The organism is Streptomyces swartbergensis (genome assembly GCF_002148965.1).
In the GTDB taxonomy this organism is placed as follows: Bacteria; Actinomycetota; Actinomycetes; order Streptomycetales; family Streptomycetaceae; genus Streptomyces; species Streptomyces swartbergensis.
Genome location: NZ_NGFN01000220.1, coordinates 1 through 14,704 on the forward strand (window position 1 = coordinate 1; position 14,704 = coordinate 14,704).

The following is a 14,704-nucleotide window of genomic DNA, read 5'->3' on the forward strand; positions in this document are numbered from 1 at the left end:
CTGTCCCTGTCCCTCCCCGAGCGGACATACGTGGCGGACGCGCTGCGCACCGAGACCGTCGGCGGGGTGCTGCTGCTCGCCGCCGCGGTCACCGCGCTGCTCTGGGCGAACATCCCCGCGCTGCACGACAGCTACGAGAGCGTCTCCCACTTCCACCTGGGCCCCGCCGCCCTCGGCCTGGACCTGTCGGTCGCGCACTGGGCCGCCGACGGGCTGCTCGCGGTCTTCTTCTTCGTCGCCGGGATCGAACTCAAACGCGAACTCGTCGCGGGCGACCTGCGCGACCCCAAGGCCGCCGCGCTGCCGGTCGTCGCCGCGCTGTGCGGGATGGCCGTACCGGCGCTCGTCTACGTCCTCACCAACGTCACCGGCGGCGGTTCCCTGACCGGCTGGGCCGTGCCCACCGCCACCGACATCGCCTTCGCGCTCGCCGTGCTCGCCGTCATCGGCACGTCCCTGCCGAGCGCGCTGCGGGCCTTCCTGCTCACGCTCGCCGTCGTCGACGACCTGTTCGCGATCCTGATCATCGCGGTGTTCTTCACCGACGGCCTGAACTTCGCCGCGCTCGGCGGCGCCGTCGCGGGCCTGGTCCTCTTCTGGCTGCTGCTGCGCAAGGGCGTGCGCGGCTGGTACGTCTACGTGCCGCTCGCGCTGGTCGTCTGGGCGCTGATGTACAACAGCGGCATCCACGCCACCATCGCCGGCGTCGCCATGGGCCTCATGCTGCGCTGCCACCGCCACGAGGGCGAGGCCCACTCCCCCGGCGAACACATCGAGCACCTCGTACGCCCCCTGTCGGCGGGGCTGGCCGTACCGCTGTTCGCGCTGTTCAGCGCGGGTGTCTCGGTGTCCGGCGGCGCGCTCGTCGACGTGTTCACCACGCCGGAGACCCTCGGCGTGGTCCTCGGACTCGTCGTCGGCAAAACGCTCGGCATCTTCATCGGGACATGGCTGACGGCCCGTTTCACCCGGGCCTCGCTCAGCGACGATCTCGCCTGGGCGGACGTCTTCGCGGTGGCGAGTCTCGCCGGCATCGGCTTCACCGTCTCGCTGCTCATCGGCGAACTCGCCTTCGAGGGCGACCAGACGATGACCGGCGCGGTCAAGGCCTCCGTGCTCGTGGGCTCGCTCATCGCCGCGACGCTCGCGACCGTGCTGCTGAAGCTGCGGAACGCCAAGTACCGCCGCCTGTGGGAGGCCGAGGAGCGCGACGAGGACCTCGACGGCATCCCCGACATCTACGAGGAGGACGACCCGGCGTACCACCTGCGGCTGGCCGACGTCTACGAACGCAAGGCCGCCGAACACCGCCGGATCGCCCAGGAGAAGGCAGTCGCGCGGCACGGGCTTGCCGAAGTACCGGGCGGGGCACGCGATGACCACCACCGTCCGGCATGATCTGACGGGACGGTACAAAAGACGGGACCGTACGCAGTCAGGCCCTACGCAGTCGGACGACTGCGGCCGGTCAGGCACAAGACGCGGAAATCGGACCGTACGCAGAAGAGGGAGACCGCGATGAGCGCACCCGACGGCAGCCCGGTCGGCGCCGAACGCACCATCGGCCAGCTGTTCGCCTCGGCGACGGCGGAAATGTCTGCGCTGGTGCACGACGAGATCGCGCTGGCGAAGGCGCAGCTCAAGCAGGACGTGAAGCGCGGCGCGACCAGCGGCGGCGCCTTCTCGATGGCGGGGGCGGTCCTGCTGTTCTCCCTGCCGATGCTGAACTTCGCGCTGGCGTACGGCATCCGCACCTGGAGCGACTGGAACCTCGCGATCTGCTTCCTGCTGTCCTTCGCGGCGAACGTGCTGGTCGCGGTCGTGCTCGCGCTGATCGGCGTGGTCTTCGCGAAGAAGGCCAAGAAGAGCAAGGGCCCGCAGAAGGTCGCCGCCTCGATGAAGGAGACCGCGGGCGTTCTGCAGAAGGCCAAGCCGCACCCGCGTCCGGAGCTCGCGAAGGACCGGGTCCCCGAGGCCATCGAGGCTGTGGCACGCTCGTCGTCATGACCGATCCCGCCACACCTTCGGCACAACCGGCTTCGGCCGTGCGGCTGGACGGCCCCTGGAGCCATCGCGACGTCGCCGCCAACGGCGCCCGCTTCCACATCGCCGAGCTGGGCGACGGGCCGCTGGTCCTGCTGCTGCACGGCTTCCCGCAGTTCTGGTGGACCTGGCGGCACCAGCTGGTGGCGCTCGCCGACGCGGGCTTCCGGGCCGTCGCCATGGACCTGCGGGGCGTCGGGGGCAGCGACCGCACGCCCCGCGGTTACGACCCCGCCAATCTCGCGCTCGACGTCACGGGCGTCATCCGCTCGCTCGGCGAGCCGGACGCCGCGCTGGTCGGCCACGACCTGGGCGGGTACCTCGCGTGGACGGCCGCCGCGATGCGCCCCAAGCTGGTGCGGCGGCTGGCCGTCGCGTCCATGCCACATCCGCGGCGCTGGCGCTCGGCCATGCTGCGAGACGTCAAGCAGACCCGCGCCGGTTCACACATCTGGGGGTTCCAGCGGCCCTGGATCCCGGAGCGGCAGCTCACCGCCGACGACGGGGAGCTCGTGGCCCGGCTGATCCAGGACTGGTCCGGCCCGCGCCCGCCGGAGGACGAGGCACTGGAGAACTACCGCCGGGCCATGTGCATCCCCTCCGCCGCGCACTGCGCGGTCGAGCCGTACCGCTGGATGGTGCGCTCCCTGGCCCGTCCGGACGGCATCCAGTTCAACCGCCGGATGAAGCGGCCCGTGCGCGTGCCGACGCTCCATCTGCACGGCTCGCTCGACCCCGTGATGCGCACGCGCAGCGCGGCCGGATCCGGCGAGTACGTCGAAGCCCCGTACCGCTGGCGCCTGTTCGACGGCCTCGGCCACTTCCCGCACGAGGAGGACCCGGTCGCGTTCTCCTCGGAGCTCATCAACTGGCTGCAGGATCCCGAACCGGATCGGTGACCGGGTGACCGCGGCCGGTATCCGCACGTGAACGCTTGTGCTACGAACGGCCAATTGCCTGGCGCATAGGCCAATTGGACGCCCCGGCGGCGGTTATCGACCATGGGGCGGGGGCACACGTCGGGGTATGGGCTGGACGCACGACTACAGTGACGCAAGCCGCAATCGCCGCTCGGCGGGCGGTGCGAACCCCCACCAGCGAAGCGGCGCACCGCAGATGGCGACCGCGGACCCCAGGGTAGGGATCCCGCGCATCCTCCGCCGCCGGGCCCGCTGGGTCTCCGTACGTCTGCGCCCCACACGCGACTGAGGCGTCACCCGCGCGAGTGACGCCTCGACGCCTGCCGCTTCAGGGCCGCTCCTAGAGCGCGCAGCTGTCGCTGCCCACCTGCTGGTTGGCGGTGCGCCCCTTGGTGATGTCCTCCTGGATCTCGTCCACGGTCAGCGCGTAACCCGTCTCGGCGTCGTCGAGGGACTTGGCGAAGACGACGCCGTAGACCCTGCCGTCGGGGGTGAGCAGCGGGCCGCCGGAGTTGCCCTGGCGGACGGTCGCGTAGAGGGAGTAGACGTCGCGGCGGACCGTGCCGCGGTGGTAGATGTCCGGGCCGTTGGCCGTGATGCGGCCACGCACGCGTGCGGCACGCACGTCGTACGCCCCGTTCTCCGGGAAGCCGGCGACGATCCCGCCGTCGCCGCTGCCCGCGTCCTCGGTGGTGAACCGCAGCGCGGGCGCCTTCAGGTCCGGCACGTCCAGTACGGCGATGTCGCGCCGCCAGTCGTAGAGCACGACAGTGGCGTCGTACTTCTTGCCCTCGCCGCCTATCTGCACGGTCGGCTCGTCGACGCCGCCCACCACGTGCGCGTTGGTCATCACGCGGCGGTCGCCGAAGACGAAGCCGGTGCCCTCCAGGACCTTGCCGCAGCTCGCGGCCGTGCCCATGACCTTGACGATGGAGCGCTGGGCGCGGGTGGCCACCGGGCTGTTCGCCAGCGCCGGGTCCGGGGGCTGGACGTCGGTGATCGGCTCGTTCGCGAACGGGCTGAAGACCTGCGGGAAGCCGTTCTGCGCGAGGACCGAGGAGAAGTCCGCGAACCAGGTGGCGGCCTGGTCCGGCAGCGTCTGGGAGACGCCCTGCAGCACCTTGGAGTTGCGGACCTCCTTGCCGAGTGTCGGCAGCGTGGTGCCCGCGAGGGCCGAGCCGATCAGCCAGGCGACCAGGAGCATCGCCATGACGTTGACGAGCGCGCCGCCGGTGGCGTCCAGGGCCCTGGCCGGGGACCAGGTGATGTGCCGGCGCAGCTTGTTGCCGAGGTGAGTGGTGAGGGCCTGGCCGACGGAGGCGCAGACGATGACGACGACGACCGCGACGACGGCAGCGGTCGTGCTCACCTCCGCGTTGTCCGTGATCGCGTCCCAGATGACGGGCAGCGCGTAGACGGCGACGAGACCGCCGCCCAGGAAGCCGATCACCGACAGGATGCCGACGACGAACCCCTGGCGGTACCCGACGACCGCGAACCACACGGCGGCGACCAGCAACAAGATGTCCAGCACGTTCACGGAGGCCACCCTGTCATGCGCGCCAGTCGAGCGGGACCTGCTTCTCTCGGTCCCAGGGCCGCTCCCAGCCCGAGTAGTGCAGCAGCCGGTCGATGATCCCGGCCGTGAAACCCCAGACAAGTGCCGATTCGACCAGAAATGCCGGTCCTCGGTGGCCGCTGGGGTGGACGGTGGTGGCGCGGTTGGCGGGATCCGTGAGATCCGCCACGGGGACGGTGAAGACCCTGGCGGTCTCGTTCGGATCGACGACCCCGACCGGGCTGGGCTCACGCCACCAGCCCAGCACCGGGGTGACGACGAAGCCGCTGACCGGGATGTACAGCCGGGGCAGGACTCCGAAGAGCTGGACGCCGGAGGGATCGAGGCCGGTCTCCTCCTCCGCCTCACGCAGTGCCGCCCGCAGCGGGCCGTCGCCGCGCGGGTCGCCGTCCTCCGGGTCGAGGGCGCCGCCGGGGAAGGAGGGCTGGCCGGCGTGCGAGCGCAGGGAGTGCGCGCGCTCCATGAGCAGCAGCTCCGGTCCGCGCTCGCCCTCGCCGAAGAGGACCAGCACGGCGGACTGCCGCCCGGCGCCGTCCTCCGGCGGCAGGAAGCGGCTGAGCTGCCGCGGCCGGACCGTCTCCACGGCGTGCACCACCGGGTCCAGCCAGCCGGGCAGGCCCTCCTTGCTCACCGTCACCGGCCCGCCCTGTGTGTCGCTCGCCCGTGTCATCGCCACCCCCGTCGTCCTGCCGCTTCCAACGCACGGTGGCCCTGAGATCGTTCCGCGAACGGCCGCGATCCCCTGATCGAGGGGCTCGTGGGGCAGCTCATCCGGCCCCCAGCGGCGGCGCCGGTTTGCCGCCCGCGTCCAGGTAGGCCTGCGGGGGGTTCAGACGCTGGCCGGGGAAGCCGCCCTTCTCGTACTTGAGCAGCTTCTTCGCCTTCTCCGGGTCCGTCTCGCCCTCGCCGTACGCCGGGCAGAGCGGGGCGATCGGGCAGGCGCCGCACGCGGGCTTGCGGGCGTGGCAGATACGGCGGCCGTGCCAGATCACGTGGTGCGAGAGGTCCGTCCAGTCGCTCTTCGGGAACAGCGCGCCGACCGCGGCCTCGATTTTGTCCGGGTCGGTCTCGGCGGTCCACTGCCAGCGGCGCACCAGGCGCTGGAAGTGCGTGTCCACGGTGATGCCGGGCCGGCCGAAGGCGTTCCCGAGCACGACGAACGCGGTCTTGCGGCCGACGCCGGGCAGCTTGACCAGGTCCTCCAGCCGGCCGGGGACCTCGCCGCCGAAGTCCTCCACCAGGGCCTTGGACAGGCCTATGACCGACTTTGTCTTGGCCCGGAAGAAGCCGCACGGGCGGAGGATCTCCTCCACCTCCTCCGGGTTGGCGGCGGCCAGGTCCTCCGGGGTGGGGTACTTGGCGAAGAGGGCGGGGGTCGTCTGGTTGACGCGCAGGTCGGTCGTCTGGGCGGACAGGACCGTGGCGACCACCAGCTGGAAGGGGTTGGTGAAGTCCAGCTCCGGGTGGGCGTACGGGTAGACCTCGGCGAGCTCGCGGTTGATACGGCGGGCCCGGCGGACCAGGGCGGTACGCGACTCGCCACTCGGCGGGTGGACGACGGTCCTGGCCGGGGCGGTGCCCTTGACGCGGGCCGTGGCCTTCTTGGGCGCGACGGTGACCTTCTTCGCGGCGGGGGCCTTTTTCGCAGGCGCGGCCTTCTTCGCGGACGCAGCCTTCTTCGCGGACGCAGCCTTCTCCGCGGACGCAGCCTTCTCCCCGGACGCAGCCTTCTCCGCGGACGCAGCCTTCTCCGCGGACGCGGCCTTCTTCGCAGAGGCGGCCTTGTTCACAGACGCGGCCTTCTTCACAGACGCAGTTTTCTTCGCAGAGGCGGCTTTCTTCGCAGAGGCGGCTTTCTTCGCGGACGCGGCCTTCTTCGCAGAGGCGGCCTTCTTCATAGACGCAGCCTGCATCGCAGATGCCTGCTTACTCGCGGCCCCGGCCTTCCCGGCAAGCGCCTTCTTCGCCGGCGTCGACTTCCCGGAAGGCGCCGCCTCCCCTGCCGCTTTCGCCGTTTTCCTACCGCCATCGGGGCTCTGTTCGCCCACGGCGGAATCGCGACGTACAACCACCCGCGCAGCCCCCTCGGCCTGTGCTCTCACCGGCGATTTGGACACCCGGCCAGCCTAAGGCCCGGCACCGACATCCGCCCCGGACCCCGAAGACCGGCGCCCAATTGGACCCCTGCCGCGTACCCCGGGACACGTGTGCGGCATCCTTGTGACAGATCACACTGTTTGGACCGTCCGGCAAAATGGGCACCACGGTGCCTTGGTACGCGGGGGCAACAGCCCCTGAGCAGGTCGACAAGGAGAGAACTCGTGGACGACGTTCTGCGGCGCAATCCGCTCTTCGCGGCGCTCGACGACGAGCAGGCCGCGGAGCTCCGCGCCTCCATGAGTGAGGTGACCCTCGCGCGCGGTGACTCGCTGTTCCACGAGGGTGACCCCGGCGACCGCCTGTACGTGGTCACGGAGGGGAAGGTCAAGCTCCACCGCACGTCCCCCGACGGCCGCGAGAACATGCTGGCCGTGGTCGGCCCCGGCGAGCTCATCGGCGAGCTGTCACTGTTCGACCCGGGCCCGCGCACCGCGACCGCCACGGCGCTGACCGAGGTCAAGCTGCTCGGCCTCGGCCACGGCGACCTCCAGCCCTGGCTGAACGCCCGCCCCGAGGTGGCCACGGCGCTCCTGCGCGCCGTCGCGCGCCGGCTGCGCAAGACCAACGACGCGATGTCCGACCTCGTCTTCTCGGACGTCCCGGGCCGTGTCGCCCGCGCTCTGCTGGACCTGTCCCGCCGGTTCGGCGTGCAGTCCGAGGAGGGCATCCACGTCGTCCACGACCTCACGCAGGAGGAGCTGGCCCAGCTGGTCGGCGCGTCCCGCGAGACGGTCAACAAGGCACTGGCGGACTTCGCCCAGCGCGGCTGGCTGCGCCTGGAGGCCCGCGCGGTGATCCTCCTGGACGTGGAACGCCTCGCCAAGCGCTCGCGCTGACGCGCAGGCACCCCTGGCCGTACGTCGTCGTCGGGCCCTGTCTCCTCGCGGGACGGGGCCCGACGTCGTACGCGGCACGAAAACGAGCCGCGCCGGCGTCCCCCTTCACGGCACAGTGACCACATGGCCGGAACCGTTCACCGCCCGGGACTCGACGCCCAGGGCTTCATCGCCCGGGAGGGCTCCCTCGCGCGCGTGCCCGACGCCTTCCGTCCGGTCGTCGCCGCGGCCGGGGAGCGGCTGGCCGACGTGTTCGGGGCGCGGCTGCACAGCGCGTACCTCTACGGGTCCATCCCGCGCGGCACCGCGCGCGTGGGGCGCAGCGACCTCGATCTGCTGCTCGCCCTGCGCGAGGAGCCGACCGGCACGGACCGGGCCGAGGCCCGTGCCCTCGGTGCGGCGCTGGACGAGGAGTTCGAGCAACTCGACGGGCACGGGACGCTGCTGTTCAGCCGGGCGCGGCTGCTGAGCGGCCTGGAGCGGTACGACCTGGGGTGGTTCGTCGCCTGCCTGTGCACCCCTCTGCTGGGCGAGGACCTGGCCGCGCACCTGCCGCGCTTCCGCCCCGACTCACTGCTGGCCCGCGAGACGAACGGCGATCTGGCGCTGCTCCTGCCGCGCTGGCGCCGGCGGATCGCCGAAGCAGGCGGCACGCAAGAGGCCCGCCGTCCCCTCGTCCGCTTCATGTCCCGGCACCTCGTCCGTACGGGCTTCACCCTGGTCATGCCTCGCTGGAACGGCTGGACCAGCGACCTGCGGGAGATGGCCGAGGCGTTCGCCCGGTACTACCCGCAACGCGCAGAGCAGATGCGGGCCGCGGCCGTCCTCGGCCGGGAGCCGACGGGGGACGCCGCCGTGCTCGTGTCGTACGTCGACGATCTCGGGCCCTGGCTCGCCGGGGAGTACGCGCGCGTGCACGGCGTCAAAGCGCCGCGTCCATGAAGAGGTCCATGAAGGGCCCTAGATGAGCCCGTGCTCCTCCAGGTAGTCCAACTGTGCCCGTACCGACAGTTCCGCCGCCGGCCACAGGGAGCGGTCGACGTCGGCGTAGACGTGGGCGACGACCTGCCCGGGGGTGCGGTAGCCGTCCTCGACGGCCGTTTCCACCTGGGCGAGGCGGTGGGCGCGGTGGGCGAGGTAGTACTCCACGGCCCCCTGGGCGTCCTCCAGGACCGGGCCGTGGCCCGGGAGCACCGTGTGGACGCCGTCGTCGACCGTGAGGGACCTGAGGCGCCGCAGGGAGTCCAGGTAGTCGCCGAGACGGCCGTCGGGGTGGGCCACGACCGTCGTCCCGCGGCCCAGGATCGTGTCGCCGGTCAGGACCGCCCGGTCGGCGGGGAGATGGAAGCAGAGGGAGTCGGCGGTGTGGCCGGGGGTCGGGACGATCCTCAGTTCGAGGCCGCCGGTGGTGATCACGTCCCCGGCGGCCAGGCCCTCGTCGCCCAGCCGCAGTGCCGGATCGAGCGCACGCACGCGCGTGCCGGTCAGTTCGGCGAAGCGGGCGGCGCCCGCCGCGTGGTCGGGATGACCGTGGGTCAGCAGGGTCAGGGCGACCCGATTGCCGGCCCGCTCGGCCGTGGCGACGACATGGCGCAGGTGCCCGTCGTCGAGCGGGCCCGGGTCGACCACCACCGCCAGGTCCGAGTCGGGCTCGGAGAGGATCCAGGTGTTCGTGCCGTCCAGGGTCATCGCCGACGGGTTGGGGGCCAGGACGTTGACGGCCCGAGCGGTGGCGGGACCCGAGAGGACCCCGCCGCGAGGCTGGCCGGGAAGGGCTGCTGCGTCCGTCATGCGGTGGCTCCACCGGTCGGGGCGGTCGGGATGTGCTTGGTGAACTCGTCGTGGCCCGGCCAGGAGAGCACGATCTCGCCGTCCACCAGGCGGGCGGTGGCCAGGACGGGCGTGAGGTCACGCCCCGGGGCGGCCGCGAGCGCCCGGGCGGCGCTCTCGTACGCGGTCAGCTGGCGCAGGGTCGCGATGGTCGGCGGCATCATCAGCAGCTCGCCCTTGTCGTACCCGGCCGCCGCCTCGCCCGGGGCGATCCACACCGTGCGGTCGGCCTCCGTGGAGGCGTTGCGGGTGCGCTGCCCCTCGGGGAGGGCGGCCACGAAGAACCAGGTGTCGTAACGGCGGGTCTCGAACTCCGGGGTGATCCAGCGGGTCCAGGCGCCGAGCAGGTCGGAGCGCAGGACCAGGCCGCGGCGGCCCAGGAACTCCGCGAAGGACAGGTCCCGGGCGACCAGGGCGGCACGGTCGGCCTCCCAGTCGGCGCCGGTGGTGTCGCCGACGACCGAGTCGGGCGCCGGGCCGGCGAGCAGCACGCCCGCCTCCTCGTACGTCTCCCGCACGGCCGCGCAGACGATCGCCTGGGCCGTCGTCTCGTCGACACCGAGCCGGTCCGCCCACCACGCGCGCGTGGGGCCCGCCCAGCGGACCTGATGGTCGTCGTCCCGGGGGTCGACGCCGCCGCCCGGATACGCGTACGCGCCTCCGGCGAAGGCCATGGAGGCGCGTCTGCGCAGCATGTGGACGGCGGGGCCGGTGTCTGTGTCCTTCAGGAGCATGACGGTGGCCGCGCGTTTCGGGGTGACCGGGGTGAGGGTGCCGGCCGCGAGTGCGCGGATGCGGTCCGGCCACTCCGGGGGGTACCACTGACCGTTCGCCATGGGCGCGAGGCTATCCCGCGACGGGCGGATGTTCGAGTGGCCCGGGGACGGATTCCGCAGCTAGGACCACCGAAAGGGGGTCAGGCGAGCTCCACCTGGATCTCTACCTCCACCGGTGCGTCCAGCGGCAGCACCGCCACGCCCACCGCGCTGCGCGCGTGCACACCCTTGTCGCCGAGGACCTCGCCGAGCAGCTCGCTCGCGCCGTTCAGCACCGCGGGCTGGCCCGTGAAGTCGGAGGCCGAGGCCACGAAGCCGACGACCTTCACCACGCGCGCGATGCGGTCCAGGTCACCGGCGACGGACTTGACGGCGGCCAGAGCATTCAGCGCACACGTGCGTGCCAGCTCCTTGGCCTCCTCCGGGGTGACCTCCGCACCGACCTTGCCGGTGACCGGAAGCTTGCCGTCCACCATCGGGAGCTGCCCGGCGGTGTAGACGTACGGCCCGGACTGCACGGCCGGCTGGTACGCGGCGAGCGGCGGGACGACGTCGGGCAGGGTCAGGCCGAGCTCGGCCAGCTTCGCCTCGACGGCGCTCATTACTGCTTCTCCCGCTTCAGGTAGGCCACGAGCTGCTCGGGGTTGTTCGGCCCGGGCACGACCTGGACGAGCTCCCAGCCGTCCTCGCCCCAGGTGTCCAGAATCTGCTTCGTGGCGTGGACGAGCAGCGGCACGGTTGCGTATTCCCACTTGGTCATGCGGCCGACTCTAGCCGCTGTCACGTGCGGCTCATGTGGCCGACCGGTGCCACGTTGTCCACAGCCTCCCGCGTAGCCCGGGCACGGACTGGTTAGGCTCGAATACGTGAGCAGGCTCCAGGTCGTCAGTGGCAAGGGCGGTACCGGTAAGACCACGGTGGCCGCCGCCCTAGCGCTGGCCCTGGCCACGGAGGGGAAGCGGACGCTTCTCGTCGAGGTCGAGGGCCGTCAGGGCATCGCGCAGCTCTTCGAAACGGAGGCGCTGCCTTATGAGGAGCGGAAGATCGCCGTCGCTCCCGGGGGCGGGGAGGTGTACGCGCTGGCCATCGATCCCGAACTGGCCCTTCTGGACTACCTCCAGATGTTCTACAAACTGGGGAGTGCCGGACGGGCCCTGAAGAAGCTCGGCGCGATCGACTTCGCCACCACCATCGCGCCCGGCCTGAGGGACGTACTCCTCACCGGCAAGGCGTGCGAGGCGGTGCGGCGCAAGGATCGCAGCGGGCGGTTCGCGTACGACTACGTCGTCATGGACGCCCCGCCCACCGGGCGCATCACGCGCTTCCTGAACGTCAACGACGAGGTCGCCGGCCTCGCCAAGATCGGCCCGATACACAATCAGGCCCAGGCCGTGATGCGGGTGCTGAAGTCGCCGGAGACGGCCGTGCACCTGGTGACGCTGCTGGAGGAGATGCCCGTCCAGGAGACCGTGGACGGCATCGCCGAGCTGCGGTCGGCGCGGCTGCCGGTGGGGCGGATCATCGTGAACATGGTCCGGCCGGAGGTGTTGGACGCGGCCGACCTGGAACTCGTACGGACGGTCCCGCGTTCCACGGTTGCGCGGTCGCTGTCGTCCGCCGGGCTCGGCGGGGCGAGGCGCGGCGGGCGCGCGGAGCGGCTGGTGGATCCGCTGCTCACCCAGGCCGAGGAGTACGCCGAGCGGTACACGCTGGAGCACGACCAGCGTGCGGTGCTCACCGAGCTGGGCCTGCCGCTGCACGAACTGCCGCTGTTCGCCGAGGGCATGGACCTGGCGGGGCTGTACGAACTGGCCCGCGAGCTGCGCGAGCAGGGCGTGTCATGAGCCGGGCAGGCCGCGGACCCCGGAACAGCACACAGGCAAGGCCCGTCATGAGTCGGAAGCAGGGGATGTCATGAGTCGTCCGGACCCGGCCCACACCCACGACCCGGCCCGCCACCACTTGCCCCCCGCGCGCGTGCTCGACATAGACCCGCTGCTGGAGGACCCGAAGACCCGCATCGTGGTGTGCTGCGGCTCGGGCGGGGTCGGCAAGACCACGACCGCGGCGGCCCTGGGTCTGCGCGCGGCCGAGCGGGGCCGCAAGGTGGTCGTCCTCACCATCGACCCGGCCCGCCGGCTCGCCCAGTCCATGGGCATCGACTCCCTCGACAACACCCCGCGCCGGGTGAAGGGCATCGACGACTCCGCGGGCGGCGAACTGCACGCGATGATGCTCGACATGAAGCGCACCTTCGACGAGATCGTCGAGGCGCACGCCGACCCCGAGCGGGCCGCCGCCATCCTGGGCAACCCCTTCTACCAGTCGCTCTCGGCGGGCTTCGCGGGCACGCAGGAATACATGGCGATGGAGAAGCTCGGGCAGCTGCGGGCCAGGGACGAGTGGGACCTGATCATCGTCGACACCCCGCCGTCCCGCTCGGCGCTGGACTTCCTGGACGCGCCCAAGCGGCTCGGGTCGTTCCTGGACGGGCGGCTGATCCGGCTGCTGACGGCGCCGGCGAAGCTGGGCGGCCGGGCCGGGATGAAGTTCCTGAACGTCGGGATGTCGATGATGACCGGCACGCTCGGCAAGCTGCTCGGCGGCCAGCTCCTCAAGGACGTCCAGACGTTCGTGTCCGCGATGGACACGACCTTCGGCGGGTTCCGCACCCGCGCCGACGCGACGTACAAGCTGCTCCAGGCGCCCGGCACGGCGTTCCTCGTGGTCGCGGCCCCGGAGCGGGACGCGCTGCGCGAGGCCGCGTACTTCGTGGAGCGGCTGGCCGCGGAGGACATGCCGCTCGCCGGGCTGGTGCTCAACCGGGTCCACGGCAGCGGCGCCGACCGGCTGTCGGCCGAGCGGGCGCTCGCCGCCGCGGAAAATCTTGAAGAGCCCCGCATTGTGGATCAGGAGGGCGGGAAAGCAGTACTTCGTAACTCCCCCGACACGTACAACAGTTCAGGCTCTCCCACATCCGAAACACCAGCTCCGGCTGCCGCTCCGGCTTCTGACGGTGGCTCCCCCGCCGAGGACGCCGAGAACACCGAGAGCGCCGAGAACACCGAGCGCTCTGTCGACCAGCTCACGGCAGGCCTGCTGAGGCTGCACGCCGAACGTATGCAGCTGCTCTCCCGTGAGCAGCGCACGCGTGACCGCTTCACCGCGCTCCACCCGGAGGTGGCCGTGACAGAAGTGGGCGCGCTGCCCGGCGACGTGCACGACCTCGCGGGACTGCGCGACATCGGCGACCGGCTCGCGGCGAACGAGCGCGAACTGCCCGAGACCGAGCTGCCCGAGGCGGGCACCCGGCCTGAGGCGAGTGCCTGAGCGGCGTCCGAGGCGGGTGCCTGAGCATCCGGGCGACTGCCCGAGCGTCCGAGGCGGGCGCCTGAGCGCAACGCGAGTGCGCCTGGGCACAACGCGAATGCGCCTGGGCACAACGCGAGCGCCTGAGGGCGACCGACCCTGCGCTGCCCACGGGCGCCCGTCTCCGTGAGGGGCCTGAGCCCCGAGGAGCCCCCGGAGGGAACCCCTCAGCTCACCGCCGCGTAGTTCTCGTAGACCTCGTCGTCGTCGAGAGGCAGGACACCCGTGCCACGCTCGTACTCCGAGCGCGCGGTCTCCAGCAGCCGGCGCCAGGAGGTCACTGTGGGCCGCCTGCGCAGCAGTGCGCGGCGTTCCCTCTCCGTCATGCCTCCCCACACGCCGAACTCGACGCGGTTGTCCAGCGCGTCGGCCAGGCACTCCGTGCGCACCGGGCATCCGGTGCACACCGCCTTGGCCCTGTTCTGCGCCGCTCCTTGAACGAACAGTTCATCCGGATCGGTAGTGCGGCAGGCCGCCTGCGCACTCCAGTCGACTACCCAGCCCATACCGGCGCCGTCCTCTCCCGAATCGAGGCTCCCCCACGGCGGCAGCGGCATATTCACCGCCGCCAGTTGAGGACGTTACGGAAGGTGGGCACAGCGCAACACCCCCAGCGGGCCCAATCTTGAATGGTCCGAACGGACTATGGGTAAGCGGCAGATCACCCGGGGGAGTGAGCTGGCGACATACGTAACCTTCCCGGCAAACCAGGACAGTTCAGCTACGCCACAACGGACGCCGTGTGACACACGAGGCGGATTCGGACACGACCCCATCAAAAAAGTTGGGGAACACCCGGAACGATTCGGGGTCGCCGGACGTATTGATACGTGGCCTCACTGCTGTGACAGTTGAGAGCAGCTTAGGCCAAGGCCTATACGCCTGTCCGGTGAATGAGAACGTAGACACCTCACGTTGCTATGCCGTCAAGCCGGTCGGCCGTGAAGGCCGGGGTCTTCGAACAGCCCGGAGCCGGGTTGGAGAGAATCTCGGCATGGTGATGGCACGGCACTGGTACTCCTCGTCCCCTGTCGTGGACGGGCATCCGCTCCTGGATGAGCCGGGTTTCTGGCCCGCGTACTTGGCGGACCTGGCCGAGGGGTTCACGCCGGAGGCTTTCGGATCGGACCCGGGTGACGCGGACGCCATGCTCGACAGGCTCCACGACCGGTCGGCGTGGCCGATGTTCAC

At 71.3% G+C, this 14,704-nt stretch carries 16 protein-coding genes and 1 pseudogene; 9 read left to right on the top strand and 8 right to left on the bottom strand.

Going from position 1 to position 14,704, the window contains the following annotated elements; all coding sequences use genetic code 11:
* The 4 genes from nhaA (at nucleotide 1) to CA983_RS48240 (ending at nucleotide 3,252) form a co-directional block, all read left to right on the top strand.
* Nucleotides 1-1,398 (top strand): Na+/H+ antiporter NhaA, encoded by a 1,398-nt coding sequence (gene nhaA, locus CA983_RS28635; protein WP_086603722.1) that lies wholly within the window; start codon nucleotides 1-3, stop codon nucleotides 1,396-1,398.
* A 120-nt stretch (nucleotides 1,399-1,518) separates the two neighbouring features.
* On the top strand, nucleotides 1,519-2,007 hold the full coding sequence (locus CA983_RS28640) for a phage holin family protein (protein ID WP_086603723.1): 489 nt from the start codon (nucleotides 1,519-1,521) through the stop codon (nucleotides 2,005-2,007).
* The gene (locus CA983_RS28645) at nucleotides 2,004-2,942 is read left to right on the top strand and encodes an alpha/beta fold hydrolase (protein WP_086603724.1); all 939 of its coding nucleotides are present in this window, start codon (nucleotides 2,004-2,006) and stop codon (nucleotides 2,940-2,942) included. Before CA983_RS28640 ends, CA983_RS28645 begins: the two co-directional genes overlap by 4 nt.
* A gap of 127 nt (nucleotides 2,943-3,069) precedes the next feature.
* Nucleotides 3,070-3,252 carry a hypothetical protein gene (locus CA983_RS48240; RefSeq protein WP_086603725.1) on the top strand — a complete coding sequence of 61 codons (183 nt, stop codon included), beginning with the start codon at nucleotides 3,070-3,072 and terminating at the stop codon, nucleotides 3,250-3,252.
* Between the two features lie 51 nt (nucleotides 3,253-3,303).
* On the opposite strand, the gene CA983_RS28655 is transcribed toward CA983_RS48240, so the two are convergent.
* From CA983_RS28655 to nth, 3 genes are all read right to left on the bottom strand, one after another.
* Nucleotides 3,304-4,503, bottom strand: a complete 1,200-nt coding sequence (locus tag CA983_RS28655) for a MarP family serine protease (protein ID WP_086603734.1) — start codon at nucleotides 4,501-4,503, stop codon at nucleotides 3,304-3,306.
* 13 nt (nucleotides 4,504-4,516) lie between these two features.
* Nucleotides 4,517-5,212, bottom strand: a complete 696-nt coding sequence (locus CA983_RS28660; RefSeq protein ID WP_086603735.1) for an NUDIX hydrolase — start codon at nucleotides 5,210-5,212, stop codon at nucleotides 4,517-4,519.
* Between the two features lie 97 nt (nucleotides 5,213-5,309).
* Entirely contained in the window at nucleotides 5,310-6,440 is a 1,131-nt protein-coding gene (gene nth / locus CA983_RS28665) for an endonuclease III (RefSeq protein WP_086603726.1), read from the bottom strand.
* Nucleotides 6,441-6,863: 423 nt separating this feature from the next.
* Between nth and CA983_RS28670 the strand changes: the two genes are divergently transcribed.
* Nucleotides 6,864-7,538, top strand: coding sequence for a Crp/Fnr family transcriptional regulator (locus CA983_RS28670; protein WP_010031945.1), 675 nt, complete (start codon nucleotides 6,864-6,866; stop codon nucleotides 7,536-7,538).
* A gap of 123 nt (nucleotides 7,539-7,661) precedes the next feature.
* Nucleotides 7,662-8,480: a nucleotidyltransferase domain-containing protein gene (locus tag CA983_RS28675; protein WP_086603727.1), complete on the top strand. Its 819-nt coding sequence runs from the start codon at nucleotides 7,662-7,664 to the stop codon at nucleotides 8,478-8,480.
* A gap of 18 nt (nucleotides 8,481-8,498) precedes the next feature.
* Here CA983_RS28675 and CA983_RS28680 read toward each other — a convergent pair whose 3' ends face one another.
* From CA983_RS28680 to sp36, 4 genes are all read right to left on the bottom strand, one after another.
* Nucleotides 8,499-9,329, bottom strand: a complete 831-nt coding sequence (locus CA983_RS28680) for an MBL fold metallo-hydrolase (protein ID WP_086603728.1) — start codon at nucleotides 9,327-9,329, stop codon at nucleotides 8,499-8,501.
* Nucleotides 9,326-10,204, bottom strand: a complete 879-nt coding sequence (locus CA983_RS28685) for an NUDIX hydrolase (protein ID WP_086603729.1) — start codon at nucleotides 10,202-10,204, stop codon at nucleotides 9,326-9,328. The genes CA983_RS28680 and CA983_RS28685 overlap by 4 nt, the downstream gene beginning before the upstream one ends.
* Nucleotides 10,205-10,284: 80 nt before the next feature.
* A complete protein-coding gene (locus tag CA983_RS28690; protein WP_086603730.1) occupies nucleotides 10,285-10,746 on the bottom strand; it encodes a RidA family protein in 462 nt (153 codons plus the stop codon).
* Complete coding sequence (sp36, locus tag CA983_RS28695) at nucleotides 10,746-10,904, bottom strand: Sp36 family protein (protein WP_003991873.1); 159 nt, start codon at nucleotides 10,902-10,904, stop codon at nucleotides 10,746-10,748. The genes CA983_RS28690 and sp36 overlap by 1 nt, the downstream gene beginning before the upstream one ends.
* Nucleotides 10,905-11,010: 106 nt before the next feature.
* Here sp36 and bagA point away from each other — a divergent pair, with 106 nt between their 5' ends.
* Together bagA and bagB are read left to right on the top strand one after the other, a co-directional pair.
* On the top strand, nucleotides 11,011-11,988 hold the full coding sequence (gene bagA, locus CA983_RS28700) for an ATPase BagA (protein ID WP_086603731.1): 978 nt from the start codon (nucleotides 11,011-11,013) through the stop codon (nucleotides 11,986-11,988).
* Between the two features lie 70 nt (nucleotides 11,989-12,058).
* On the top strand, nucleotides 12,059-13,474 hold the full coding sequence (gene bagB, locus CA983_RS28705) for an ATPase BagB (protein WP_086603732.1): 1,416 nt from the start codon (nucleotides 12,059-12,061) through the stop codon (nucleotides 13,472-13,474).
* Between the two features lie 206 nt (nucleotides 13,475-13,680).
* Here the strand turns inward: bagB and wblA are convergent, their stop codons facing one another.
* Nucleotides 13,681-14,019: a transcriptional regulator WblA gene (gene wblA / locus CA983_RS28710; RefSeq protein ID WP_184986441.1), complete on the bottom strand. Its 339-nt coding sequence runs from the start codon at nucleotides 14,017-14,019 to the stop codon at nucleotides 13,681-13,683.
* 488 nt (nucleotides 14,020-14,507) lie between these two features.
* Here wblA and CA983_RS47270 point away from each other — a divergent pair.
* A pseudogene (locus tag CA983_RS47270) lies at nucleotides 14,508-14,704 on the top strand (hypothetical protein); the annotation flags it as partial.